Source organism: Pseudocnuella soli, assembly GCF_004347775.1.
Classification (GTDB): domain Bacteria; phylum Bacteroidota; class Bacteroidia; order Chitinophagales; family Chitinophagaceae; genus Flavisolibacter; species Flavisolibacter aquaticus.
Map to the genome: position 1 here is coordinate 4,771,216 of NZ_CP037755.1, position 23,153 is coordinate 4,794,368.

Below are 23,153 nucleotides of genomic sequence, written 5' to 3' on the forward strand. Positions count from 1 at the left end.
CAGCTTTTTTACAATTGCATTTGTTTCAATGGCACCAACAGCATCATAGTGCAAGGGTGCGGCTATTTTTTTCCAACAGCATTCCTTTTACGCTGCCCATCCATTCTTCTTTTAAAATACTCAGCACCGCGCTGTTGCGGCGGGTACCATCAGGGCGCAGGCCATTGCTGCGCAAAACACCTTCCATGGTACAGCCAATGCTTTTCATCGCCGCCAGGCTGCGGCTGTTTTCAGCATCGGCCCGGAACTCGACCCGCTCCATACCCCACTGCTCAAATGCAGCCTGCAGCAACAGGTATTTGCAATGCTTGTTCAGGCCCGTGCCCTGGTGCGCTTTGCCATACCAGGTGTAGCCCAGTTGCAGCGTTTGTTGCGCCGGCTGAATATCATAAAAACGGGTGCTGCCCGCCCATTTGTTTTGCACCTTGTCAAAAACAATAAAAGGATATTCGCGGCCTTGCGTACGTGCATCCAGGGCCAGTTGCATGTAATGCTGCAGGCCTTCGGCGCCAGCGGCCTGCACCAGCGAGTAGCGCCACAAATCCGGTTCGTTTAAAGCAAAAGGCAACAGTAGGTCGTAATCACTTTGCTGCATGGGCCGCAGCAGCGCGGCGCTATTTTCTAAAACATATTCTTGTTGGGCATTAAAGGCAGCGGGCATACAATAGCATTTACCGGTAAGGTAAAAACTAATTTTTTGCTACTGCAAAAAGCTATGCAACCATTGCAGTTGCCGCCCCATTTTGTGTTGCAGCAAAAGGTTGCGCATGCCGCCACAAAATGCCTGCGCCCAGCAACATGCCCAACACCAAGGCTGCAAGCAGTTGTAATTGAAATGGCACAAAAGCACCCAGTCCATTGGCGGCCAGCAACAGTTCGGTTGCAGCAAACGATGCAATAAACAGCCACAAGCCGAATGAAAGCGTACGGTTGATTGTTAATGCAAACAGGCGCAATACCTGTGCAATCAGTGCCAAGCTTACAAACCCTACCAGCACCAGGTGCAAATAAGCAATTACCAGGTTCCGATGCAGTGCGGCCTGTTCTGCTATTGTGGGCAATGCCGATAGTGCCTGCAATACATTTTTCAATACAAACGAAGCCAGCGCCAAAACCAATAATATCCGCACCCAGCCTTTTGCCCGGGCTATCCATGCTGCATCGCGCAACAGGTAGTACACTGCTGCTAATTGCAGCAAACCAGCTATGCCGCCAACCACATTCAACAGCAACGGCGGCTTGTTCCACAACACCGAAAGTGCATAAGCCGGGATGCATGCAGCGTTGAGTAAAAGGAGCACTTTATTGCCATTGCTATTTTGCTCTTGCCGCCTGTTGCCATACCATAGGGCCAGCACTGCAAAAACAAACAACCCGTTGTAGGTAAAATGCAGGTAAAAATATATGGCGTTGTAATAAAGCGGCGAACCCTGGTGTCCCATTGCAATAATGGGCCCCGTGGCCAACGGTCCCAAAGCAGCAAGCACACCATACAACAAACCCGATTTTAAAAAACCATACGCCGTATGATGCGGCAACCGGGACAAAGCTTTACACACCACCACAGCGAGGTAACAAACAGCAGCCAATGAAAGAGTTGAAAAGGCAATGCTCACCGCACCATAACCCTGCACCGGAAACGAAAGCAGCATCCCATACGCAGCGACCAACAACATGCTTGCAATATTGCGCCAATGCCGATAGGCTACAGCATCTGCCAGTTGCGGAAATGTTTGCAGCATTAGCGCCAATAAAAGCGGAATGATCCAGCCCCCGAATGCAGCATGCGAATGGCCGTGCAAAAGATTTTTGTATTGCAACGGGAAATGGGGCAACAGCGGCACTGCACGCAGCAGCAAGCCCAGCAAAGCCACCAAAATAAGATTGAACAGCGACCAGCGAACGAGGGTTGCAGCCAACTGCATTACCGGCAATGGTGGTGCAGCAAAATGGCGGGCTGCCAGTAGTGTAACAGGCTTTCGTTTCAGGAGCAACATGGTCCAAAGTTCCACAATGAAAGCCGCAACGGTGGCCAGCCGCGTCAAACCGGTAGGTGATAATGGTCAATATAAAATCACGGCAAATTTTCTGTTGGACGATTATCAAAAAGCAACAAAAACAGACCAACATCATATGCACATAATGACGCACATCAACTTTTCTACTATAACATACCCCGAATTTTATATGGAACGAAAGGCGCATGCAGGTGCAAACTATTGCAAGCCTTAGTTGAGGCCGAGCAAGGCATCATGTACCATTTCAACATTCAAATTTTATCGGCCCAGGCACCATGCCGGGTTTATTCTAAAACATTTCATCTATGATTACTCAGGATAGCATTGTTGCGCAAATCAAAAAAGTGTACGACCCCGAAATCCCGGTGAACATTTACGACTTGGGACTGATTTACGACCTGAAAATATTGGGCAGTGAAGTGTATATTTTAATGACCCTCACAACTGCTACCTGCCCTGCTGCCGCATTTATTCCGGAAGAAGTGAAATCTGTGGTGGGTGAAGCGATGGGCGTATCGGCGGTTCATGTAGACATCGTGTACGAACCCCGTTGGAGCAAGGAAAAAATGTCGGACGAAGCAAGAAAAGTGCTGGGTTTTGCATAGACAAAACAGCTAGCTTTTTTTGCCAAACAAAATGCCCTGTACACCGCGATGTTGCCCTGCAACAGTTGCCCGGTGCAGGGCGTTTTTATTTTGGAGCAACGCCAAGTTTTACTCCCCGGCGGCGCAACTCCTGCCGCACAATAATGATCACTGCAATAAAAAAGAGCAGGATTACTACGCCGTTCAACAAGCCGCCCCAACGGCGCAAATGCACTTGCTGCGCTACATCACCAATCATGCGCAACAGCAGGGATGCCTGTAGCAACACAAACAACACATACAATTGTGGCCGGAATAATTTTACCGGCAGCTTTAATACTGCAGGCAAAATGATGGGTGCATGTGAAAAGATCATGGAAAACACGAAGCCGATGAAAAAAGAGTGCAATGCCGCATCGTATAAAAACGGGTTGCTGCTATTGACCACCAACAAAATTGCAGTGATCGGCAGCCAAAAATAACCGGTTATGAGGAGCAGCGCAGAATAGCGATGCTGCCCCCTGATGCGCACCGATTTCCATGCCATATCGTAGCGCAACAGCCACAGTGCAGTGCCCGAAATGCCTGCTGCAAATACGGCCCGGCCCCACCCATGAAACGGCACAAAAAGGGAAAGCAGCACCAGCACCAAAGCAGCCAGTAAAGCGTTGCGCATGAATGCCGTGATGTTGAGAAAACGGCTCAACTCCAGCCGCTCTGCAACGATGGTGAACAGCAAAAAGGCCATCCACCAGTTAACCGCGTTGGGATAGAAATGAGTTTTGTAAACAATGACGTTGCCACCCAGTAATGCAAACGCACCAGCCAGAAAAACATAGTAATACAACTCGCCGTAGCGCCACACAAAATAGGTGCACATGGCCATGAAGCCCGCCGCTCCGGCTACCAGCATCAGTTGTGCAATGAGCGGTTGTTGTAATAAAAAAAATACCACGCTCAAACCATTGATCACCGGCAGCAGCAATACCCATGTTTGCCGAAAGGTGACCGCCCGTTCCAGAAAAATAAGCGTTGCTAAAAATGAAGATACCATCAACGCACCATGCTGTGCGGCAGCATTGGTTATGGGCAGCGACCAGCCAATGCGGAGCCAACCGGTCCAGATGGCTAACAGCAATGAGAAGAGAATCAGGGGCAGAACGAGCAGTGCTTTGTTCATCGTTTTAAAAATGCTTTGCCAAGGGAGAGGTCCTGTGCTAGCTGTTGCACCGTGATGGTAGAAAACTGTTGGTGCAGTGCCTGCCGTGCTGCTTTGTACTGGTGATGAATGGGACAGGGCTTGCTTTCGGAACACTCTTTTAGACCCAACCCGCAATCAAAGAAAAAATGTACGCCATCAATCACCCGAACAATATCAATCAACGGCAGGGGTGCTGCATTTAACGGGATATAAAAGCCGCCATGCGGGCCTTTTGCCGAACAGATCAAACCTTCACGAACCAGTTGCTGCAATATTTTTCCCGTGGTATGTTCGTTGGCCTCTATGCCCTCGGCCACATCATGAATGCCCAGGCGGCGTCCCTCGGGTGCTACTTTCATCAGCAACACCGCGGCACGCAAAGCATATTTGCAGGAAGTAGAAAGCATAGGGTGAAAATAGGGAATATTGCTGCGATGTGTGGGTTGTGAGTTGCGAGTTGTGAGCTAAGCGTTGCGCGTAGAGATGCTATGCAATGCCACATGCGCTGTTGTGTTGTATCTACCCGTAACTCACGGCTCGCTACTCATAGCTTCAGAAAAAAAGCCCGGGTGCACATGTACACCCGGGCACCACACAAAGAAAAGGAAAGCACAGGGCAGCAGCACAAATCAGTTGCTGGCGCCCTTGAGCGCTTTATCCAATTGCAGCGCTTTTGGAAAAAGTATGTTGTTTTCGAGGTGGATATGCTGGTGCAGATCGGCTTCAAAATCGGCCAGCTTTTTATACAGCAGCGTAAACGAATTGCAGGCACCTTCGGGCGGTGTAAAACCGTTGGTCAATTTGCGCAGGCCTGCCAGCAGCTCGCCGGCCGCTTCATGATCGGCTTCCATTACCTGCACGGGTTCGGTTACGGAAGGGAATGCATTCAACTGGCTGTAGTCGCCGGTTTTCTTTGCTGTTACCATTGCTTTAATGAATGGAAACAGGATGCGTTCTTCCTTCATAAAATGCGTATTCAGCTCTGATACGATTTGCTTCCAGATGGAGGCTACCGTTTTTAATTCCGGTGCATGATCGCCGTGGCGGGCTGCCACTTTTACCACCAGGTCGGTAATTACCGGCCCTTCTTCGTAGTAATAATTGTGGTGCTGGTTGTAGATATAATCGGCGAGGAAATCGGCATCCCAGCGGTTGAATTGTGCGGTGGCAGCCACGCTTACAGGTGCCTTTTCTGCATTGTCCAATGCTGCTGTTACTTCAGCTTCACTTACACCTGCTTCAGCACACGCCTGTGCCAGCGATTTCTTGCCGCCGCAGCAAAAATCAATGCCGTATTTTTTAAACACTTCGGCTTTGCGTACGTCTTTTGCAGCCAGTTCACCTACGGTTTCGCCCGGTGCATTTTTGCGGATCTCTACAATCCAGCGCTGCGGGCCTTGTTCGTGGTAGTTCCAGGTAAAAATATTGCCCCGCTCTGCAATCATTTGGTAGTACAGGGGTTTGGGGTCGTGGTCGTTTAAAATCTGGAAAGCATCGCCGGCATCCAGCGTATCGAAATGTCCGAAAATAGTGGGGTGCTTCAGGCGTGGTTCCAGCTCGGTTACGTTGAGGATATAGATCCCGGTATTAGTGGGGGTTTCCAGTACAGGCATAGTTTTCTGTGTTTTGAGGCAATAAAAGTATTTGCATACTTTTATTATTTTACTGACTTTGCTCAGGTGGGTGGAAATAGGTTTCGGAAATGAAAAGATTTCATGGCAATTCATGATTTTGTATGCACCACCGTGTTAGAAGATTTGCAGTGAACTTGCGTATTTATTTGCAAAAAACCTGTTGTGCACCATCATGGAAAAGCTGGCATTGAAATGAACTGAGGATATTGTATGAATGGTTGCAGTTTGGCGCAGTGCACAGGGTTGGGCTATGCCCAACATGCTAATGAAAAGGTTGATGCGCTACAAACAGGAATGGGCTATGCCCATTCATTAATTTGTAAATGGAGTTGATTGCAATGTCAGGCTTTGTGTCCTCTGCAAATTTTTGCGGCGTGTTTTTTACTGACGAATTGTATTTAGAACTTTTTGCTCAACATCGCCTGTTCAAATATCTCTACTGTCGTCGCCAGTTTCAATGTTTAAATCGCAGTACAATGTTTTGATCTTATCGTTCCCAAATTGATAACATCTAAAAGAGAAAGTTTGCGCATAAATATTTTCCTGCCAACATCAAAGAACCACTACTTTTTTATAGAACCAAATACTGCATAATAAAGCGCCACCACAACTGCGAATACTCCCATCTTCTTTTTGAATTTTGCCTTTTGACTTCAACAAACTATTACCTATAAATTCTTCCACTTTCGCAGCTGCCTGATAAAAATCATCCCCACGCCTGCCATTAGTAAGTTTTTAACAGCACGGCGCAGTACAAATTTGCATCAGAAACAAGCCACTAACGCTAAGCAACATGAACTCGAAACGCCTTACTTTTTTACTTGTACTGTTTGCCTCGATTGCTGCATGGGCCACGCCGCCGGTTGAAGAAGGAAAAAGCATTTTCTCTACCCGGTGTGCAGGATGCCACAGCGTAACTAAAGTACTGACCGGCCCCGCACTGGGCGGTGTAGATGAGCGGCGTTCGATAGATTGGATTGTAAGATTTGTGCAATCGTCGCAAAAAATGGTAAAGGCCGGCGACAAAGATGCGGTGGCCCTATTTGAAAAATTCAACAAGATCCCGATGCCCGACCATCCGGATCTGACCGAAGAAAATATTAAGAACGTAGTTGCCTATATAAAAACCGAAAAAGAAACCGCAGCCACGGCTGCCAAGGCGCCAGCAGAATCCGAACCTGCACAACGCCCCAGTTACCTGTCAATTGCCACCGATAATTATGGCCTCCTCCTGACCTATCTGGCCTTGGGTACTCTGTTGATTGCAACGCTGCTTTTTGCCTACAAGGTAAAGGGCCTCAAGCGACGCATGGACCAGGAGCAAGTGTAATTGCTTAATCGTTGGTTTTCGTTTCAATGTACGACGCCCCTTTCCAGGGGCGTTTCTGTTTTATTTATGATTGACGATTTTGGATGTACGATTGAAAGGCAAATGTGTTGGGTTGAATGTTTACAACGTACCGCAGTTTGTTATCGTAAGTAAATAACAAAATTAGTGAGCGGTGCAACAAGCGCTTTACTATCAACAACGTTGTAGGAATGTATCGCTCCAGCAGCATAACTTATGTGCACACTAGTTCTTCGTTGTTGAATGAAGCAGTTGAATGATCCACCTGTCCTTGCTTTTTATAAGAACTGCACTCTCTAACCATCTTGCTTGCTGCCGTTTTTCACCAAGCTGATAATCGGCTGTATTGTCATAGCTAACCCACGCAGTATTACCATGTATCCTGGTCGTTAAAAAGTTGAAGCTATTGATACGAATTACGTTTGAGCCTTTCATGGGCGCCATCTTGTTCAACAGCGTGTCCATGGTCCATTGCTCGCCGTCTTCCAACAATTCGAAATCTGCTGTAGTATAATAGCGTAATGTATCGGCATTAAGCAATGATAAACCGTTGAAAAATCCAACAATTGTTGCCTGAATAGCTTGCTGGTCTTTTTGTGCCACTACAGCTCCAGAAGAAATCATCAGAAGAATGAACAGGCAAATCTTTTTCATTGCAGCATTTTTGGATTCGTTGATGATAAAACTAGGCAACCCCAATCGTAAATCCGAAATCTAAAATCGTCAATCGTCAATACCCTCATTCTTCGTCCAGCAAATCGGGCCGGCGGTCTTTGGTGCGTTGCAGCGCTTGTTCGTAGCGCCATTCTTCTATTTTTTTAGGATCGCCGCTCAATAAAATGTCGGGTACTTTCCAGCCACGGAAATCGGCTGGGCGGGTGTACACCGGCGGCGCCAGCAAACCATCCTGGAACGAATCGAACAAGGCCGAAGTTTCATCGTTGAGCACACCGGGCAACAGCCGCCCAATGGCATCTACCAGCACCGCTGCTGCCAACTCGCCACCACTCAGCACATAATCGCCAATAGAAATTTCATGTGTAATGTAATGCTGCCGGATACGTTCGTCGATGCCTTTGTAATGCCCGCAGATCATGATGAGGTTTTCCTTTAACGACATTTGGTTGGCAATGCCCTGGCTCAGTGTAACGCCATCCGGTGTGAGGTAAATGATGGCATCGTACGTACGTTCCGCCATCAATTGGTCCAGCGCTTTTGCCAGCGGCTCACACATCATCACCATCCCGGCACCGCCCCCATATTGGTAGTCGTCTACCTGGCCATATTCGTTCACCGCCCACTGGCGCAGGTGGTGCACCTGCACCTCCAGCAAGCCCTTTGTTTGGGCACGCTTCATAATGGAGTGGTTCAGCGGGCTTTCCAGCAGTTCGGGCAAAACAGTAATGATATCTATGCGCATGGCGCAAAAGTAAGCAGGCGGCGGGTTAGCTGTTGCAATTAGGTTTGGGTTTGAACCACTAAGGCACGTAGCGACAATGGAACACTAAAAAAGGCTATAAACTGATGCCGTTAATTACAGGCAATAATCAAAAGCAATAAGGAAAAAGGAAATGAAAGAAATGCCAGGCGAAACCTTAAGGAAAGCATCCTGTAGAAACAGGATGCGGTTTTAGATTAGGACATTGCTCCCCGGCCAAAAGCCTGTGGCAGCAAAAAATTGGAATAAGTTTTTTTGGAAAAAAAAGTGCCCCGCTAAGAATAGCAGGGCTTCACCCTTAACCATACGAAACCAAGTCGTTTATCTGTATTTAGAAGTCAGATTATCTATTTGATCGTTGACAATGTAAAAGTAAGTCGCGCCAACGCACCTACCCTTTTCCTTTCGGCGAAAAGGTCATTTTGGTCGATGAAGTTAATATTCTACCAACTAAAGCATCTGCTGCAACCCTTTATTGATGGGCATTACAGGCTTTTTCCATTACAACCAACAGCCATAAATGCACATTCGGCTGCAACAGCCCGGCAGTAAAAAACGGATAAAATTTATTTGGGAATCAGCTGGTGTGTTACCGGTTCAGGTGGTCGTTCAATTCGGCCAGTGCCTGCTGCGCCACATCGGTCACGGCGGCAATTTGTTCGCCTACGCCTTCGGTGCGGCCATCACGTGCTGCATGCTCAATGCCATCGAGGTGGTGCCGCACCAGGTCGGACAGACCCATGTAACCCAGTGTAGATTTTAGCGTATGCGCCACCGATTTTAATTGCGGCATATTGCCTGCTGCAAAGGCCTGCTGCAGTTGCTGCAGCTCGTCGGGCACCTGTGTGGCAAACTGCGCCATCATTTCTTTTTCAAACGCCTCATCGCCGCCCGAAAGCTGGCGCAGGTAATCGAGGTTCAATATGGAAAATGAATGGTTGTGTCCATCACCGTTGTTGCCGGCTTGCTCTTGTTCCCTTATCGCCGTTGCCTGCGCATACCGGGCTATCAGATTGTACAATTCGTTTTCTTTAATGGGCTTCGACAGGTAGTCGTTCATGCCCAGCTGCAGGCATTTTTCTTTTTCGCCGATCATGGCGTGGGCCGTCATGGCAATGATGGGCACATCCATGCCCAGCTCGGTGCGAATAACCGACGTAGCCACGTAGCCATCCATCTCCGGCATTTGAATATCCATCAGCACCAGCAAAAACTTTTTTTGCCGCAACTGCTCCACCGCCTGCAACCCGTTTGATACAATGGTGCAATGAAAACCCCAGTTGCGCATCAGGTGGCGCATCAGTTGCTGGTTCATCAGGTTGTCCTCAGCCACCAGCAGGTGCAGTTGCTCCGGCGCCACCCAAGGCACATCCGATACCAGCCCCGCCGATTCCACTTCCGAAATATCCGGAATGCGGTAACCGATGCCTACGGTAAACGTGGTGCCTGCGCCCTGCCGGCTCTCTACCTCCACCGAGCCGCCCTGCAGTTCCACCAGTTGTTTTACAATGGAAAGCCCCAGGCCCGTGCCGCCATAACGCCGCGTGGTATCGGCCTCGGCCTGCTGAAAGCGGTTGAAAATGGTTTGTTGCTTTTCGGGAGAAATGCCGATGCCGGTATCCTGCACCTTGATGAGCAGGTCCACTTTATCGTCGTTTTGCTGGCGCAACTGCACTTTTAGCCAAATGCTGCCGGTGCGGGTAAATTTCACGGCATTGCCCAACAGGTTGACCAGTACCTGCGTGAGGCGCACCGCATCGCCGGCCAGGATGTCCGGAACATCTTCATCGATCTCGGAATAAAAGCGCAGCCCTTTTTCTTCCATTTTATCCATAAACATAGCAGCCACCGATGCAGCCAAACTGCGTATGGAAAAACGGGTTTCTTCGAGGTGCATCATCCCCGCTTCTATCTTCGAGAGGTCGAGTATATCGTTGACCAGCGCCAGCAGGTTGTCGCCGGCCGAGTGGATGTTTTGTACGTATTCGCGTTGGGTGGCATCAAGCTGGCTGCGGCGCAGCAGGTTGGTAAACCCGATGATGGCGTTCATGGGTGTGCGGATCTCGTGGCTCATGTTGGTAATGAACTGCTCTTTCAGATAAGCCGCCTCTTTAATGCGCCGCTCCGATTCGTTGAGCGATTCGATCACCTTGCGTTGGTGCTGGCTCTGGCTTACGATGTATAAAAACGCAGCCACCACCACCGCACAAGCAATAATGGCCAGCGCCAAGCCCCAACTGAATGCCTTTTTACCACTTGCTTCAAAATTGCTGATGATGCCTTTGGAACGGGCCTGCCGGGCATTGTCTAGGTAATTGAGCACCGTTACAATACTATCGCGCAGCAAGCGACCGCGACCGGTATTTACCAGGTCGGCGCCGGCATTGGTACCGCCCTTTTCAATGGCATCCAGTATCTGGTTGTTGAATGCAATTTTCTGGCGTACCAGGTAGTCAAGGCGCTGCACTTCCCGCTCGGTGCCGGGGATACCCAGGAGGCGTTCAATGGAAACAAGCTGTGTATCGAGGCGGGCCAGGCTGGCGGTGATGTTGTTGACAAAAACACCGTCGCCGGAAATAACAGCACCCCGCACATCACTTTCCAGTGTGACGATGGTGGTTTGAATCTGACGAAGTTCGTTCCGGATATGCAATTCCTGCTGCAGGCTGTTGTTGCCATCAATGAGGCGCTTAATATTTTGCCCCGACAGCACCTGCAATAAAACGATCAATACAACGCCAATCAGAAACCCAGCCAGTGCTATGCTAATGAATTGCCTGTTCCTCATGGTTAAGAAAACCTAAAATACAAAAAACAGACCTCAAGTTTTTATTTACACAACTCGTTTGGCAAATAAAAAAAATAGCGCTGCACAACGCTGGCATCATATAAAATAAATGCTGCGTATGTATTGATGCATCATTTGAAAATGGAGCAAGCAAACAGCACGAAAAACTGTTGCAACAACAAAAAATAACGGAGCTAAAAATGCAGCAAAAGTAAAAAGAAAGGCAGCCTAAGGAGCCGCAGCAAGAAAGATAGCAGCTTAGTTTATTTCAGCGATTCGCGCCACTCTTTATAAAAGCGCACCACGAAGAATACGCTGGCCAGCAACACACTGCCACTTACCAGCACCGGCAGCATGTTGGCCTCCGCCATCAGTTCGCTCAGGAGCAGGTACTCCGAAGCGATGAGCAGCAGGATGGACACAAGAAATAAAATAATTCGTTTTCTGGACATAAGTACGTAGCTAGGCTTCGCGTTGGTGGTGGGCATAAATTGATTACAAACACCAGATTTTACCATTGCAGCAAATGTAAAAACAAGGGGCTGCCCAAGGGGGTACATTTAGGTTAATGCTAAAATCGCTTCGGTGAAGGGGGCATTTGCAACGGTGGAAAAAACCGGTTGCCCACAGCCGCTGCAACCGGCACGGGCAGCAAAAAACCGGCAGGGGCAACAGCACGCCTTTTGGGCGATGTGTAACCGCAATTTTTGTGTTGTGTATGCTTTGGGCGGGCACAAAATAAAAGGTGCCCCATAACAGGACACCCTTTATTTACGTATTAAAAAAGCAAATGCAGGAACGTGCAACAGCAACGATACTGCAACGGCCTACAACATGTTCAGGCGTTTGTTCATCATTACTTTATAGGTTTCGGCCAGCGGCACCGAGGCCTTGCCAATGTAAATGGTGCCTTCCTGTATGTAATCGATTTTGTTGAGGGCAACAATATAGCTGCGGTGTACCCGCAAAAACTTGCTGGTGGGCAGTTTTTCTTCAATGGCCTTCAGCGTGGAATGCAGCACATGAAACTTTTGCGCCGTGTGCACTTTTACATAATCGCCCATTGCTTCCAGGTAAAGGATGTCTTCTACATTGAGCTTTTTGAGGATGCCATTGTCTTTTACAAAAACAAATTCCTGCCCATCGATGCGCACATCCTGGCGGTTGCTGTCGAGGGCTTCTTTGGCCCGCTCAATGGCCTGCAAAAAACGCGGCAGTGCCACGGGTTTTACCAGGTAATCTACCACGCTTAATTCAAAAGCTTCTACGGCATAATCGGTTTTGGCGGTAGTAAAAATAATGAGGGGGCGAATGTTGGCAGGCAGCTGTTTGGTGAGTTCAATACCGGTCATTTCAGGCATTTCGATGTCGAGCAGCAGCAGGTCGATGTGTTCCTTGCTCAGGTGGTTGTAAGCCTCCAGTGCATCGCTGCACTCGGCCACCAGCTGCAGCGACTGTACCTGCCCCACAAGCTGGCGCATGGCAAGACGGGCTACCTTGTTATCATCAATAATCAGACACTTCATGCTAAGGGTGTTACCAACAAATATAGGGATGCTGTGGGAAAGAATAGCGAACAGATGAACATACGAACAAGGAACAGACGAAGTTGGGAAAGAATATCGAACAAGGAACAAGGAACGCTGAACCGCAGAAGGAAACAGCCAATAACCAACAATCCAATAATTAGCAATGATTGATTTTGGATTATTGGAAGCAAACATGCACCCTACTTCGTCATTCATCTGTTCCTTGTTCCTTGTTCGATATTTTGCTGCGCTACTCTTTCAGCCCAATCACCGGCAGGGTGCTTTGGCGGATCAGGGCATTGAGTGTGGGCACATCCGTTTTATTGATGGTTTCCAGTTTGGCCAGTTCGGCATCCACCTGCCGCGCCAGTTCGGCATATACCTGCTGCACCTGCTGGCTGGGCGCCGTGTGGCCGCTGTTGGCTACATCAAACAGCCCGCCCAGCTTATCATTCAGCCGTATGGGATAGTTGAGCACATCCTGTGTGCTTTTGGCCTTGGTTTGATACAGTGCTTCTTCAATGGCCGTGAGCTTTTTATTGATGCTGTCGCCCATGGCCTTGATGGGCACTGCAGCGGCGTCTTTTGCATTGCGGCTGGCAAATTCATTGATCTGGCTGCGCAGGGCACGGATGTCGCGGATAGCTTTTTGCGTTTGGTTGAATTTTTCCCGCACCGACCACAGGAACTTAAATTGGGCTGCGTAATCGGCGTCGGTTGTTTTATAATTGGGGTTGGCTTTTACCACAAAAGGCATATCGGCCGAGTCCTTGCCGGCACGAAAACGGGCCGTATATTTTCCCGGAGGGGCCAGTATAGCACCCGGCACGCCATTCCACAGGATCATGCCGTCAATGCGCTCTGCTTCGGGGTATTGCAGGTTCCAGGCAAACCGGTTGATGCCTTGGCGAACATCGAGTTTGGCACTTTCTTCTTTTGCATCGGTGCTGTAAGTGCGAATGGTTTTGCCTTCGGCGTCCATAATCGTAACCGAAGCTTTCAACGAATCGGGGGCTTCTTTTACATGGTAATAAAACAAGGCGCCGCCGGGCGGGTTAGCACCGGCATTGGTGGGGGTGCCAAAGTTTTGCCGGAAGGCGTTGCCCGCCATACGATATACCTCTTTTGGCGCAAACACATGCAGGGCCTTAGATGTAATGCCCGGCGCTGTTTGCTGCACCAGCCCCAGGTCGTCGAGTATCCAGATGGAGCGGCCCTGTGTGCCCACAATCAGGTCATTTTCTTTGATGGTCAAATCGGTGATGGGTGTAACCGGCAGGTTCAACTGAAACGGCTGCCACGATGCGCCATCGTTGAAGCTGATGTACATGCCGTACTCGGTGCCGGCATACAGCAGGCCGGGGCGTTTGGCATCGGCACGGGCCACACGGGTAAAATGCATTTGATTGATGCCTGCGGTGATCAGTTTCCAGCTTTTGCCATAATCTTCGGTTTTGTAGATGTAGGGCGTGTAGTCGTTCAACTTATAGCGGGTGCCCACAGCATACAATGCGCCTTTTTTAAACGGGTCTGCATCAAGGCTGTTCCACATCATCCATTTGGGTGCGCCTTTAGGCGTTACATTTTCCCAGGCCTTGCCGCCATCGCGGCTTACATGAATCAGCCCGTCGTCCGATCCAGTCCATAGCAGGTCCCGCTCATACGGCGATTCCATTGCGGTAAAAATGGTGCTGTAATATTCTACCGAAGTATTGTCTTTGGTAATGGGGCCACCGCTTGGACCTTGCTTGCTTTTGTCGTTGGTGGTCAGGTCAGGCGAAAGTTCGGTCCAGCTGGCTCCTTCATTTTCGGTGGCAAAAAGATGGTTGCCCGCCGTGTATAATTTCTTTGGATTATGCGGCGAAAAAAAGATGGGAAAATTCCATTGAAACCGGTACTTCAGCACATCGGCGCCGGCGCCCATCGGGTTGTCGGGCCACACGTTGATGGCGCGGTTTTCACCGGTGCGGTGATCGAGCCGCGAAAGGTAACCGCCATAGTTACCGCCATACACAATATCGGGGTTCAGGGGATCGGCCACTACATAGCCGCTTTCCGAACCGGCGGTTTCTTCCCAGTCGCTTTCGGTGATGGCTGCGCCGGTGCTGCGGTGGCGTATGCGCAGAGTGCTGTTGTCTTGCTGCGCAGCCAGTATGCGGTAAGGAAATGCATTGTCGGTGCTAACGCGGTACAACTGCGCCGTGGGCTGGTTCATCATGGTGCTCCAGCTATCACCGCCATTGAACGATACTTGTGCCCCGCCATCGTCGGCCACTATCATCCGGTTGCCATCTTGCGGGTCGATCCACAGGTCGTGGTGATCGGAGTGTGGCGTACGTATCGACTGAAATGTTTTGCCACCATCACGGCTGCGCATAAAGCCCACGTTGGGTGCATATACTGTTTGTTCGTTTTTAGGATCAACAAAAACCTTGGTATAATACCAGGCTCGTTGGCGGATGTTGTTATCCGATGAAACCAGCGACCAGGTGGTGCCGCCATCGGCCGACGAAAACAAGCCGCCGGAAGCATTTTCAACCAAAGCATATACGCGGTCGGGGTTGGATGGCGCTACGGCCACACCTACAATACCCCACACGCCGCGGGGCAAGCCTTTACTGGCCGTGATGTTCTTCCAGGTTTCGCCGCCATCCACACTTTTCCAAAGGCCACTGCCTTCGCCGCCGCTTTCGAGGCTGTAAGGTGTACGCAAAATGCGCCAGGTGCCGGCATACCATACCTGCGGGTTGCCGGGCTCCATCACCAGTTCGCTAGCGCCTGTTTGCCCGTTTACAAAAAGCGTACGTTTCCATGTTTTACCACCGTCAGTAGTTTTATAAACGCCACGCGTTTCGTTGGGGCCAAACAAGTGCCCCAGCACTGCAGCCCACACCGTGTTGGGATCGCGTGGATGCACCACGATGCGGATGATGTGCCGGCCATCTTTCAGGCCAATATTTTTCCAGGTCCGGCCGCCATCTTCCGACCGCCACATACCGCCAAGGCCTTCGCTTACATTGCCCCGAACGGTATGTTCGCCTTCGCCAACATAGAGCACATTTTCATCGGAAGGGGCAACGGCAACGGCGCCAATGGTGCCACCAAAATAGCCGTCGGAAATGTTTTTCCAGGTAGTGCCGGCATCGGTTGTTTTCCAAACGCCGCCACCGGTGGCGCCAAAATAAAAAGTATTGCGCTGGGTGTAGCTGCCTGCTACCGCTGCACTGCGGCCACCACGAAAGGGGCCCACCAGCCGGTATTTGAGGGCAGTGTACGCTGGCTCATTGTTGGTGTTTGCAGTGGTTGCAGGTTTTTGTGCACCGGCCAAAATGCTGGCGCATAGGAGAAGAAACAAGATCGTTTTGCTCATGTGGTGTTAAATAGGATTGGAATGTACGAAGGGATGGGGATTTAGTAATGGGCAACTGTTGTTGGTCTTGGCTATTACTTTTTTGTTCCTGCGAAAAAGTGCAGCTGCTATCGTTGATAGCTGCATGCTGCGTCGGTTCCTTGCTGAAACTGTTGCGCCGTTCCGTCATTGCGCGGCGCAGCGGTGGCTTTGTAAGTAAATGCATTGTTGCCGCCGAAGCAATCCCCTTTTCCAATTACCGCATTACACTGATCAATGTAGTTTTTAGCCGGAGATTGCTTCGGCGCACTGGACACAGCCAACAAATACAACCCCGCAGCGCCTCGCAATGACGGCAAAAGCCGGCTGAGCGCCGGCTTTTGCAACAACAACATTGAACGTGTTGAGCAATATTGAACCTATTGAACATCGTACCCCGTAAACATCAAACGCAGCAGCCTCTAAAAAGTCTTCACCGCAGGTTTGGGCGCCGTATCGGGCTGCGCAAGCCGCTGCGCCACTGCACTGTGTTTTTTGGCAATGTTTACTAAATCAGTAGCCGCTTTATCTACATCCTTGCGCAGCATCGCCGCACTTTGCACCTGCAAATTCGACGGGGCAGCTTCCTGGCCAGCCACCGCAGTATATACTTCGGTTATCCGTTCCCGTAAGCGCACTTCATCGGCAAAAATACTTTTTTGCTGCGTGGCCAAAAGCGTGCTGCGCAGCGTTTCCAACTCATCGTGGTAGCCTTGCAATGCCTTTTTGGCCTTAGCATCGCCCTCTTTTGCTACCAGCGCTTTTAGTTGGGCCTGCCGCGTATTGATGGTTTCCACAGTTCGCGCCAATTCTTCCTGCATCGCATACAGTTCCATTGCCGTCTTATATTGCGCATTGCGGTCGGCAAGGGTAAAATCGGGATTGGCATCGTCGTGCAGCAGCGTCAGGTTTTGTTTATACTCCCTTTCACCCACTTTCAGGCGCATGGTATAAGTGCCCGGCAACACCATCGGTGCGGTAAAACCCGAAGCATCGATCTTGGTGCCGCCAGCAGCCACTTTCGGCGGGTTCATGCGCAAGTTCCAGTACACTTTGTTCACGCCTTTGCGCTTGCCACCCGGAATGGTTTGCACCAGTTTACCCGTGCTGTCCAAAATATCAATCTTCACATCGCCGCTCATCAGGCGGTCTTTTAAATAGTACTGCAAGGGCTGGATGTTGGGCGGGTTGCCACCGTTCCACCCGCCGGTTGACGGGAAGCCTGCAGCACCCAAACTACCCATATTAATGGGCAGTGCAGGCGTGGCAAATATGTGCACTTCTTTTTCCAGGATCTGGGGCGTCAGCTCCCGCATGGGGCTGATGTCGTCCACCACAATCACACCGCGGCCATGTGTGCCCAGCACCAGGTCGTTGGTGCGTGGATGAATTTGTATATCGCGTACCAGCGTGTAATCGGGAATTTTGTTTTTCATACGAAACCAATTGGCACCGCCATCCAGCGTGGCAAACAATCCCATTTCGGTGCCGATAAAAAGAAGATCCTTGTTCTTGAGGTCTTCTTTTATTTTATGTGCAAAACCAGTGAACTCGCTGCTTTGCCACATCGTCCATGTTTTGCCACCATCTTTTGATACAGCGCTATAGGTTTTATGATCGCCATACATGTGGTTGTCGAACGTGGCGTACACCCAATTTTTATCAAAACGCGATGGCTCGATGGAACTGACCCATGTTTGCGCCGGCACGCCAGCAGCAGCAACAGCTTTCGAAACATTGGTCCATGTTTTTCCGCCATCCTTTGTTACCTGCAGGTTGCCGTCATCGGTACCCACCCAAATCATTGCTTCATCCAGTGGCGATTCGGCAATGGTAAAAATGGTACAATGGTTTTCGGCAGAAGTGTTATCAGCCGAAATGCCACCGCTTGCTTCCTGGTCTTGTTTTCGCTTATCGTTGGTCGTTAGGTCGGGAGAAATGCGTACCCAGTTGCTGCCCTTGTCCACGCTTTTAAACAGGTACTGTGCGCCTGCATACAGGTTGCGCGGATTAGCCGCTCCGGTAGCAATGGGTGTATTCCAGTTCCAGCGCAGCTTTTCATCGCCGTGGCCCGTAGTGGGCTTGATGGTTACCGACTTTAATGTAGACAGGTTGATGCGGGCCATATTACCGCCCTGGTATTCGGCATAGGCAATTTTAGGATCGATCGGATCGGGGATGGTCCAAAAGCCATCGCCGCCATAAATGGCCATCCAGTTGCCGTTGCCCACACCACCCGGAAAAGCCGAAGGCGCCACCCAGCTGCCATTGTCCTGCAAGCCGCCATAAATGCGGTAGGGCTGCTGGTTATCGAGGGCCACATGATAAAATTGCCCTACGGGCAAATTGCCAAAAAACTGCCACGTAGCACCGCGGTCGAGGCTCAGGTACACGCCTCCATCGGTGCCCAGGTACAATTTGTTGGTATTAACCGGGTCGATCCAAAGTGCATGATGATCACTGTGCACCCAGCCGCCTTCCGATGAAGCTTCGGCAAATGAAAAACCGCCGTCATCGGAATAAGCAAACGAATATGCCGGTCGATACACCCGCTTCGGATCTTTGGGATCAACTACCAATGTGCTGAAATAAAATGGCCGCGCCGTAACATTAAACGTGGCGCTTTGCTGCTTCCAAGTTTCGCCGCCATCGGCAGAAATATAGAGGCCCGTTTCTTTATTTTCTACAATAGCCAACAGGTTGGATGGTGCCGATGGCGCCAGCGCCAAAGCCGTGCGGCCAAAGGGTTTGGGCGGAAGTCCCTTGTTTAATTCTTTCCATGTTTTGCCACCATCGGTGCTTTTATAAATGCCGCTGCCTTTGCCGCCACTGCTGAACGAATACGGCGTACGCCTGAACTCCCAGGTAGTGGCATAAACCGTCTGCGGGTTTTTGGGATCAACCGACACGTCGGCACAACCGGCATCGGCAGATATATACAGGCTTTTTTCCCATGTTTTGCCGCCGTCGGTGCTTTTGTACAAACCACGGTGCGGACTGCTGTGCCACAACGGGCCCGGCGCCGCTACATAAATCGTGCTGGGGTTGGCGGGGTCGATCACCACCTTGGCAATATGCTCGGTGCTGTCGAGGCCCAGCAGCGTCCAGTTTTCACCGCCATCCGTGCTTTTGTATAAGCCGTTGCCAATGCTTACCGAGTTGCGCATATTGCTTTCGCCGGTACCGGCATAAATCACTTTGGGGTTTTGCTGGTCAATGGCCAGGGCGCCAATGCTTTGGCAGTATTTATCAAAAATGGGTTTAAACGATGCACCGGCGTTGGTGGTTTTCCAAATACCGCCGCCTGCGGTGCCTACGTAAATGGTTTTGCCATCCTGTGCGGACCCATCGATGGCGGTAATCCGGCCGCTCATGGTGCCGGGCCCCAGCCAGCGGGCTTCCAGCATGCCGAAGGTGGCCGAAGAAGGTTTGGTTTGCGCAGCGGCAGTAATGCCCGCCACTAAAGCGGTGGAAAGAAGGAGGAGTCTCATGTGCTGAATTTTGGTGGAGCAGAATGGAACCACGAAGACACGAAGGGTAGCAAGTAACACCAAGAGGTTTCTTCGTGCTGCTTCACGTCCTTCGTGTCTTCGTGGTTCAAAAAGGTGTAAACAAAAACCCGGAAAAAGGCTCCGGGTTTTCATCACGTTATAAATTTTCGGGCTTGAATACTTTCTCGTCAACCGGCGGGTTCACTTCCACTTTCGTAATGGTGAGTTCGCCAAATGGCAGGCCAATGCTCATGGGCACTACAATGCCTTCGGGGAGCTTTTTGTAATTAGACAGGTTGGTGGTAACATCCATTTCCTGGCCGTTTGCTTTTTGCTTGGTAATGGTCCGCACAATGTAGTAAGATGCCGGGTCCACAAAGATGGTTTCGGTTTTGCCGCTTTTGTGTGTTACCCGCAGTTTATAGGTTTCGGTGCCTTCAATATCTTCTTTGCCCAGGTACTCCACGCTGTGGCCTTTTTGCTTAAAATTTACCAGCGCACCATGTGCATCGTAGCTGTCGGCGCTTTCTTTCAATTGGTCCGCAGTTACCGGTTCGGGTTTGGTTTGCCCCTGGAACGGCATATAGCTCCAGCCTGCAGTGGGCGTCAGAATCTGGTAACCGCTCATGCCCATTACGGCAATATCCTGACGGCTGCCTTTGCCGTGCAATACGGTGATGGAGACGGCAACATCGGCGCCCTGCACCTGCACATTTCCTTCCTGTTTGATGGAGTTGATTTTTTGCCAGGCGTCTTTGCCGCCAATGGCGGTAAGGTGCTTGTCAATGATTTCGTCGGCGGTTTGTGCAACTGCGGCCATGCCGGAAAAAAGAATGCAGGCGCCCAGTACGGCACGTTTGATTGTGGTGGTATACATATAGTTGATTTGAAAGGGAGGCATGCCGCTGGCTTTTTGCAAACGGCATGCATAACTGCCGGACAAATTAGGTTTTTTTTTAAGTAAAAAGCAAAAAACTCAGCGCGGTAAATAATGCGCCACATCAAGGTTAAAACATTGGTGACGGCTATGCGCTGCGTTGGTATTTTCGCACAAACTCCCGGCATGCAACAATCCATTAGCGCCAACATTGTACAGATTGCAGCACAAAGCATACAACCCGGCACCATTCATATTGCGGATGGTAAAATCCAGCGCATTGAATGGAGCGCAACCAACGAACCTGATCCAACATTGCCGTATGCACTTCCGGGCTTTGTGGATGCACATGTGCATATCGAAAGCTCGCTGCTGGTGCCGTCCGAATTTGCCCGCATGGCGGTGGTGCATGGCACGGTGGCTACCGTAAGCGATCCCCACGAAATTGCCAATGTTTGCGGCATGGAAGGTATCCGGTTTATGATTGAAAATGGAAAGACGGTGCCGTTTCATTTCAACTTTGGCGCACCGCCCTGCGTGCCCGCCACGCAGTTCGAAACTGCAGGCGCCGTGGTATCGGCAGCCGATATAGAAGCCCTGATGGCGCAGCCCGAAATAAAGTACCTGAGCGAAGTGATGAACTTTCCCGCCGTGCTGGCTGGCGATGCGGATATGCTGGCAAAAATGGCGGCTGCTAAAAAATGGAACAAACCTATTGATGGCCATGCGCCGGGCTTGCGCGGCGATGATGCACGCCGATACATTGCAGCAGGGCCATCCACCGACCACGAATGTTTTAGCGAAGCGGAAGGCCGCGAAAAGCTGGAAGGAGGCATGAAGGTGCTGATCCGCGAAGGCAGCGCCGCCAAAAATTTTGAGGCCCTTATTCCGCTGCTGCACGACTATCCCGATCGCATCATGTTTTGCAGCGATGATAAGCACCCCGACAGCCTGCTGCTGGGCCACATCAACCATTTGTGTGCACGGGCCGTGGCGCAGGGCATACCACTATTTCATGTGTTGCAGGCCGCCTGCATCAACCCGGTGCAGCATTACCGCCTCGATGTGGGCCAGCTGCAGCCCGGTGATAGCGCCGATTTTATTTTGGTAAACAACCTACAGCAGTTTGCAGTGGTGCAAACCTACATACAGGGAACCTTGGTAGCAGACAACGGTCGCAGCCTCATTGAACGAAGCACACGGGCAAACCCGATCAATCATTTTGCCTGCAGTAAAATAAACGCAGCGGCACTGGCCATTACCGCCAAACAATACCCGGTGCGGCAGGAAGGTGACCAGTTACTGATGTCGGTAATTGAAGCCCTTGAAGGGCAACTGATCACTAACCAACTCTGGCTGCCCGCCACTTTGAAAGATGATCAATTGGTAAGCAATGCGGAAAGTGATGTATTGAAAATAGTGGTGGTAAACCGGTACCGAAATGCACCGCCAGCCGTTGCTTTTATCAAGGCTTTTGGATTAAAAAGCGGCGCACTGGCTTCATCGGTTGCGCATGATTCGCACAACATTGTAGCCGTTGGTGTAAATGATGATGATATTGCTGCTGCAGTAAATGCCGTAGTGGAACAAAAGGGTGGACTTTCGGTGGCTACCGATGCTGGCGTTCAGGTGTTGCCGCTGCCCGTTGCGGGCCTCATGAGCACCGACGATGCCTGGCAGGTGGCCGCTCAATACACTGATTTGGATGCAGCAGTTAAAAGCCTGGGCTCACCGCTGGCCGCACCGTTTATGACGCTTTCGTTTATGGCGTTGCTGGTCATCCCGCACCTCAAACTAAGCGACCTTGGCCTGTTCGATGGCGACCGGTTTCAACTGATGTAAAAAAAGGAGCAGACACTACCAGGTCTGCTCCTTTTGTACTCCTGTATTTTCTCGTGTAAACCTCGGGTGCAAGCAAAAAAACCAGAGGTCTAAAAAAACAAAAACATCCTTTCTATACCGTTACTTCCGTTGTTGAAAAACGGCGGCTATCCAACAATTTATTCACCCTTAGCCTTTGTGGCCGTTGCATGGATAGCCGGTACCGTTTTGTCTCCTGCCTATTTATATGGTCCGTAAACAAATAAACACTTTACTTCAATTTGCTCCGATATTTTCTGGAACAACAGGGTTGGGATCTTGATATTAAAATCGGCCAGTTTTACCACAAAAGCCGACTCCAGCCGCAAGCTGTTGGGCGCCACCTGCACCGTTCCCTTAATGGTGCGCTGCTGGCTTACGCCATGGATATTGAGCACGCCTGTTGCCGTTACAGTGTAGGTTCCGGGCTTGTTCCAGGTCACTACTTCGTTGATTTTCCCTTTAAACGTTGCCCCCGGGTATTTTGCCGTTTCCAAAAAGTCGTCGTTAAAATGCTCCTGCATCAGGTCGTTCGGAAACTCAAACTTGTTTACCGGTATCCGCACCGACACTTCGTTGTTCGTTGTATTCAACAAAGAAGAAGCGGCATTGTTCTCTGCTTCGATGTCTTCAAGGGGTGCTTTGGAAAAAAATGAAACCTTTCCGGCCGGGGTGGCAAACAAGCCGTTTTGCGCATTTGCTGCCGGCGTTAATGCTAAAATGAACAAGACCAAAAGCCACATTCTGCCCTGCAAAATATCGGCACCTGCTTGCGCCTTATTTCGTACAAACAAGGGTACGGAACAACGGGCCTTTATTTTTTCTTTTAGCATTAATTCTTTTAAATACAAATCCTTTCAAAGGGCCGCGGCCCGTTAGCGGCCGAAGCAGCAGTTATGTTTTTCAAGACAAACTCTATAGCTTTCAACCTCAGCGGTGCAACAACAGTGATATATATTCAGACACCACCAGCGGCAAAAATGCTGTTTGAGCGGCA

At 50.3% G+C, this 23,153-nt stretch carries 19 protein-coding genes; 4 read left to right on the forward strand and 15 right to left on the reverse strand.

All coding sequences use genetic code 11. The features are described from left to right. Positions 1–43: 43 nt before the first annotated feature. On the reverse strand, positions 44–661 hold the full coding sequence (locus EPD17_RS19675) for a GNAT family N-acetyltransferase (RefSeq protein ID WP_132056143.1): 618 nt from the start codon (positions 659–661) through the stop codon (positions 44–46). Between the two features lie 52 nt (positions 662–713). Next, complete coding sequence (locus EPD17_RS19680; protein WP_132056144.1) at positions 714–1,997, reverse strand: hypothetical protein; 1,284 nt, start codon at positions 1,995–1,997, stop codon at positions 714–716. A gap of 16 nt (positions 1,998–2,013) precedes the next feature. Here EPD17_RS19680 and EPD17_RS19685 point away from each other — a divergent pair, with 16 nt between their 5' ends. Next, complete coding sequence (locus EPD17_RS19685; RefSeq protein WP_132056145.1) at positions 2,014–2,232, forward strand: hypothetical protein; 219 nt, start codon at positions 2,014–2,016, stop codon at positions 2,230–2,232. Between the two features lie 91 nt (positions 2,233–2,323). Beyond that, positions 2,324–2,623, forward strand: a complete 300-nt coding sequence (locus tag EPD17_RS19690; protein ID WP_114236349.1) for a metal-sulfur cluster assembly factor — start codon at positions 2,324–2,326, stop codon at positions 2,621–2,623. An 85-nt stretch (positions 2,624–2,708) separates the two neighbouring features. Here the strand turns inward: EPD17_RS19690 and EPD17_RS19695 are convergent, their stop codons facing one another. From EPD17_RS19695 to ric, 3 genes are all read right to left on the reverse strand, one after another. Further along, the gene (locus EPD17_RS19695) at positions 2,709–3,782 is read right to left on the reverse strand and encodes a hypothetical protein (RefSeq protein ID WP_132056146.1); all 1,074 of its coding nucleotides are present in this window, start codon (positions 3,780–3,782) and stop codon (positions 2,709–2,711) included. Next, positions 3,779–4,210 carry an RrF2 family transcriptional regulator gene (locus EPD17_RS19700; RefSeq protein WP_114236347.1) on the reverse strand — a complete coding sequence of 144 codons (432 nt, stop codon included), beginning with the start codon at positions 4,208–4,210 and terminating at the stop codon, positions 3,779–3,781. The genes EPD17_RS19695 and EPD17_RS19700 overlap by 4 nt, the downstream gene beginning before the upstream one ends. Positions 4,211–4,432: 222 nt before the next feature. Further along, positions 4,433–5,416: an iron-sulfur cluster repair di-iron protein gene (ric, locus tag EPD17_RS19705; protein ID WP_132056147.1), complete on the reverse strand. Its 984-nt coding sequence runs from the start codon at positions 5,414–5,416 to the stop codon at positions 4,433–4,435. An 814-nt stretch (positions 5,417–6,230) separates the two neighbouring features. Here ric and EPD17_RS19710 point away from each other — a divergent pair. Next, positions 6,231–6,767 carry a c-type cytochrome gene (locus EPD17_RS19710; protein WP_132056148.1) on the forward strand — a complete coding sequence of 179 codons (537 nt, stop codon included), beginning with the start codon at positions 6,231–6,233 and terminating at the stop codon, positions 6,765–6,767. A 243-nt stretch (positions 6,768–7,010) separates the two neighbouring features. Here the strand turns inward: EPD17_RS19710 and EPD17_RS19715 are convergent, their stop codons facing one another. From EPD17_RS19715 to EPD17_RS19755, 9 genes are all read right to left on the reverse strand, one after another. Next, positions 7,011–7,439 carry a DUF4440 domain-containing protein gene (locus EPD17_RS19715; protein WP_132056149.1) on the reverse strand — a complete coding sequence of 143 codons (429 nt, stop codon included), beginning with the start codon at positions 7,437–7,439 and terminating at the stop codon, positions 7,011–7,013. 85 nt (positions 7,440–7,524) lie between these two features. Next, the gene (gene trmD / locus EPD17_RS19720) at positions 7,525–8,205 is read right to left on the reverse strand and encodes a tRNA (guanosine(37)-N1)-methyltransferase TrmD (protein ID WP_132056150.1); all 681 of its coding nucleotides are present in this window, start codon (positions 8,203–8,205) and stop codon (positions 7,525–7,527) included. Between the two features lie 607 nt (positions 8,206–8,812). Then, positions 8,813–11,011 (reverse strand): ATP-binding protein, encoded by a 2,199-nt coding sequence (locus EPD17_RS19725; protein WP_132056151.1) that lies wholly within the window; start codon positions 11,009–11,011, stop codon positions 8,813–8,815. A 263-nt stretch (positions 11,012–11,274) separates the two neighbouring features. Next, positions 11,275–11,463: a hypothetical protein gene (locus EPD17_RS19730; protein WP_114236340.1), complete on the reverse strand. Its 189-nt coding sequence runs from the start codon at positions 11,461–11,463 to the stop codon at positions 11,275–11,277. 375 nt (positions 11,464–11,838) lie between these two features. Next, the gene (locus EPD17_RS19735; RefSeq protein WP_114236338.1) at positions 11,839–12,537 is read right to left on the reverse strand and encodes a LytR/AlgR family response regulator transcription factor; all 699 of its coding nucleotides are present in this window, start codon (positions 12,535–12,537) and stop codon (positions 11,839–11,841) included. A gap of 253 nt (positions 12,538–12,790) precedes the next feature. Continuing rightward, positions 12,791–15,910, reverse strand: a complete 3,120-nt coding sequence (locus EPD17_RS19740; protein WP_132056152.1) for a WD40/YVTN/BNR-like repeat-containing protein — start codon at positions 15,908–15,910, stop codon at positions 12,791–12,793. 107 nt (positions 15,911–16,017) lie between these two features. After that, complete coding sequence (locus EPD17_RS19745) at positions 16,018–16,284, reverse strand: hypothetical protein (RefSeq protein ID WP_132056153.1); 267 nt, start codon at positions 16,282–16,284, stop codon at positions 16,018–16,020. Between the two features lie 66 nt (positions 16,285–16,350). Next, positions 16,351–19,419, reverse strand: coding sequence for a VPS10 domain-containing protein (locus EPD17_RS19750; protein ID WP_165929677.1), 3,069 nt, complete (start codon positions 19,417–19,419; stop codon positions 16,351–16,353). 157 nt (positions 19,420–19,576) lie between these two features. After that, complete coding sequence (locus tag EPD17_RS19755; protein ID WP_132056155.1) at positions 19,577–20,296, reverse strand: LolA-like protein; 720 nt, start codon at positions 20,294–20,296, stop codon at positions 19,577–19,579. Between the two features lie 186 nt (positions 20,297–20,482). Between EPD17_RS19755 and ade the strand changes: the two genes are divergently transcribed. Continuing rightward, positions 20,483–22,138, forward strand: coding sequence for an adenine deaminase (gene ade / locus EPD17_RS19760; protein WP_132056156.1), 1,656 nt, complete (start codon positions 20,483–20,485; stop codon positions 22,136–22,138). A 218-nt stretch (positions 22,139–22,356) separates the two neighbouring features. On the opposite strand, the gene EPD17_RS19765 is transcribed toward ade, so the two are convergent. Then, a complete protein-coding gene (locus EPD17_RS19765; protein ID WP_204743231.1) occupies positions 22,357–22,989 on the reverse strand; it encodes a YceI family protein in 633 nt (210 codons plus the stop codon). Positions 22,990–23,153: the final 164 nt, after the last annotated feature.

Excerpts from the sequence above, each read along its gene's own strand:
- EPD17_RS19680 (WP_132056144.1), bottom strand. The coding sequence starts at position 1,997 with ATGTTGCTCCTGAAACGAAAGCCTGTTACACTACTGGCAGCCCGCCAT.
- EPD17_RS19675 (WP_132056143.1), bottom strand. The coding sequence starts at position 661 with ATGCCCGCTGCCTTTAATGCCCAACAAGAATATGTTTTAGAAAATAGC.
- EPD17_RS19690 (WP_114236349.1), top strand. The coding sequence starts at position 2,324 with ATGATTACTCAGGATAGCATTGTTGCGCAAATCAAAAAAGTGTACGAC.
- EPD17_RS19750 (WP_165929677.1), bottom strand. The coding sequence starts at position 19,419 with ATGAGACTCCTCCTTCTTTCCACCGCTTTAGTGGCGGGCATTACTGCC.
- EPD17_RS19700 (WP_114236347.1), bottom strand. The coding sequence starts at position 4,210 with ATGCTTTCTACTTCCTGCAAATATGCTTTGCGTGCCGCGGTGTTGCTG.
- EPD17_RS19725 (WP_132056151.1), bottom strand. The coding sequence starts at position 11,011 with ATGAGGAACAGGCAATTCATTAGCATAGCACTGGCTGGGTTTCTGATT.
- ade (WP_132056156.1), top strand. The coding sequence starts at position 20,483 with ATGCAACAATCCATTAGCGCCAACATTGTACAGATTGCAGCACAAAGC.
- EPD17_RS19740 (WP_132056152.1), bottom strand. The coding sequence starts at position 15,910 with ATGAGCAAAACGATCTTGTTTCTTCTCCTATGCGCCAGCATTTTGGCC.
- ric (WP_132056147.1), bottom strand. The coding sequence starts at position 5,416 with ATGCCTGTACTGGAAACCCCCACTAATACCGGGATCTATATCCTCAAC.
- EPD17_RS19710 (WP_132056148.1), top strand. The coding sequence starts at position 6,231 with ATGAACTCGAAACGCCTTACTTTTTTACTTGTACTGTTTGCCTCGATT.
- EPD17_RS19755 (WP_132056155.1), bottom strand. The coding sequence starts at position 20,296 with ATGTATACCACCACAATCAAACGTGCCGTACTGGGCGCCTGCATTCTT.
- EPD17_RS19745 (WP_132056153.1), bottom strand. The coding sequence starts at position 16,284 with ATGTTGTTGTTGCAAAAGCCGGCGCTCAGCCGGCTTTTGCCGTCATTG.
- EPD17_RS19685 (WP_132056145.1), top strand. The coding sequence starts at position 2,014 with ATGAAAGCCGCAACGGTGGCCAGCCGCGTCAAACCGGTAGGTGATAAT.
- trmD (WP_132056150.1), bottom strand. The coding sequence starts at position 8,205 with ATGCGCATAGATATCATTACTGTTTTGCCCGAACTGCTGGAAAGCCCG.
- EPD17_RS19730 (WP_114236340.1), bottom strand. The coding sequence starts at position 11,463 with ATGTCCAGAAAACGAATTATTTTATTTCTTGTGTCCATCCTGCTGCTC.
- EPD17_RS19765 (WP_204743231.1), bottom strand. The coding sequence starts at position 22,989 with ATGCTAAAAGAAAAAATAAAGGCCCGTTGTTCCGTACCCTTGTTTGTA.
- EPD17_RS19735 (WP_114236338.1), bottom strand. The coding sequence starts at position 12,537 with ATGAAGTGTCTGATTATTGATGATAACAAGGTAGCCCGTCTTGCCATG.
- EPD17_RS19695 (WP_132056146.1), bottom strand. The coding sequence starts at position 3,782 with ATGAACAAAGCACTGCTCGTTCTGCCCCTGATTCTCTTCTCATTGCTG.
- EPD17_RS19715 (WP_132056149.1), bottom strand. The coding sequence starts at position 7,439 with ATGAAAAAGATTTGCCTGTTCATTCTTCTGATGATTTCTTCTGGAGCT.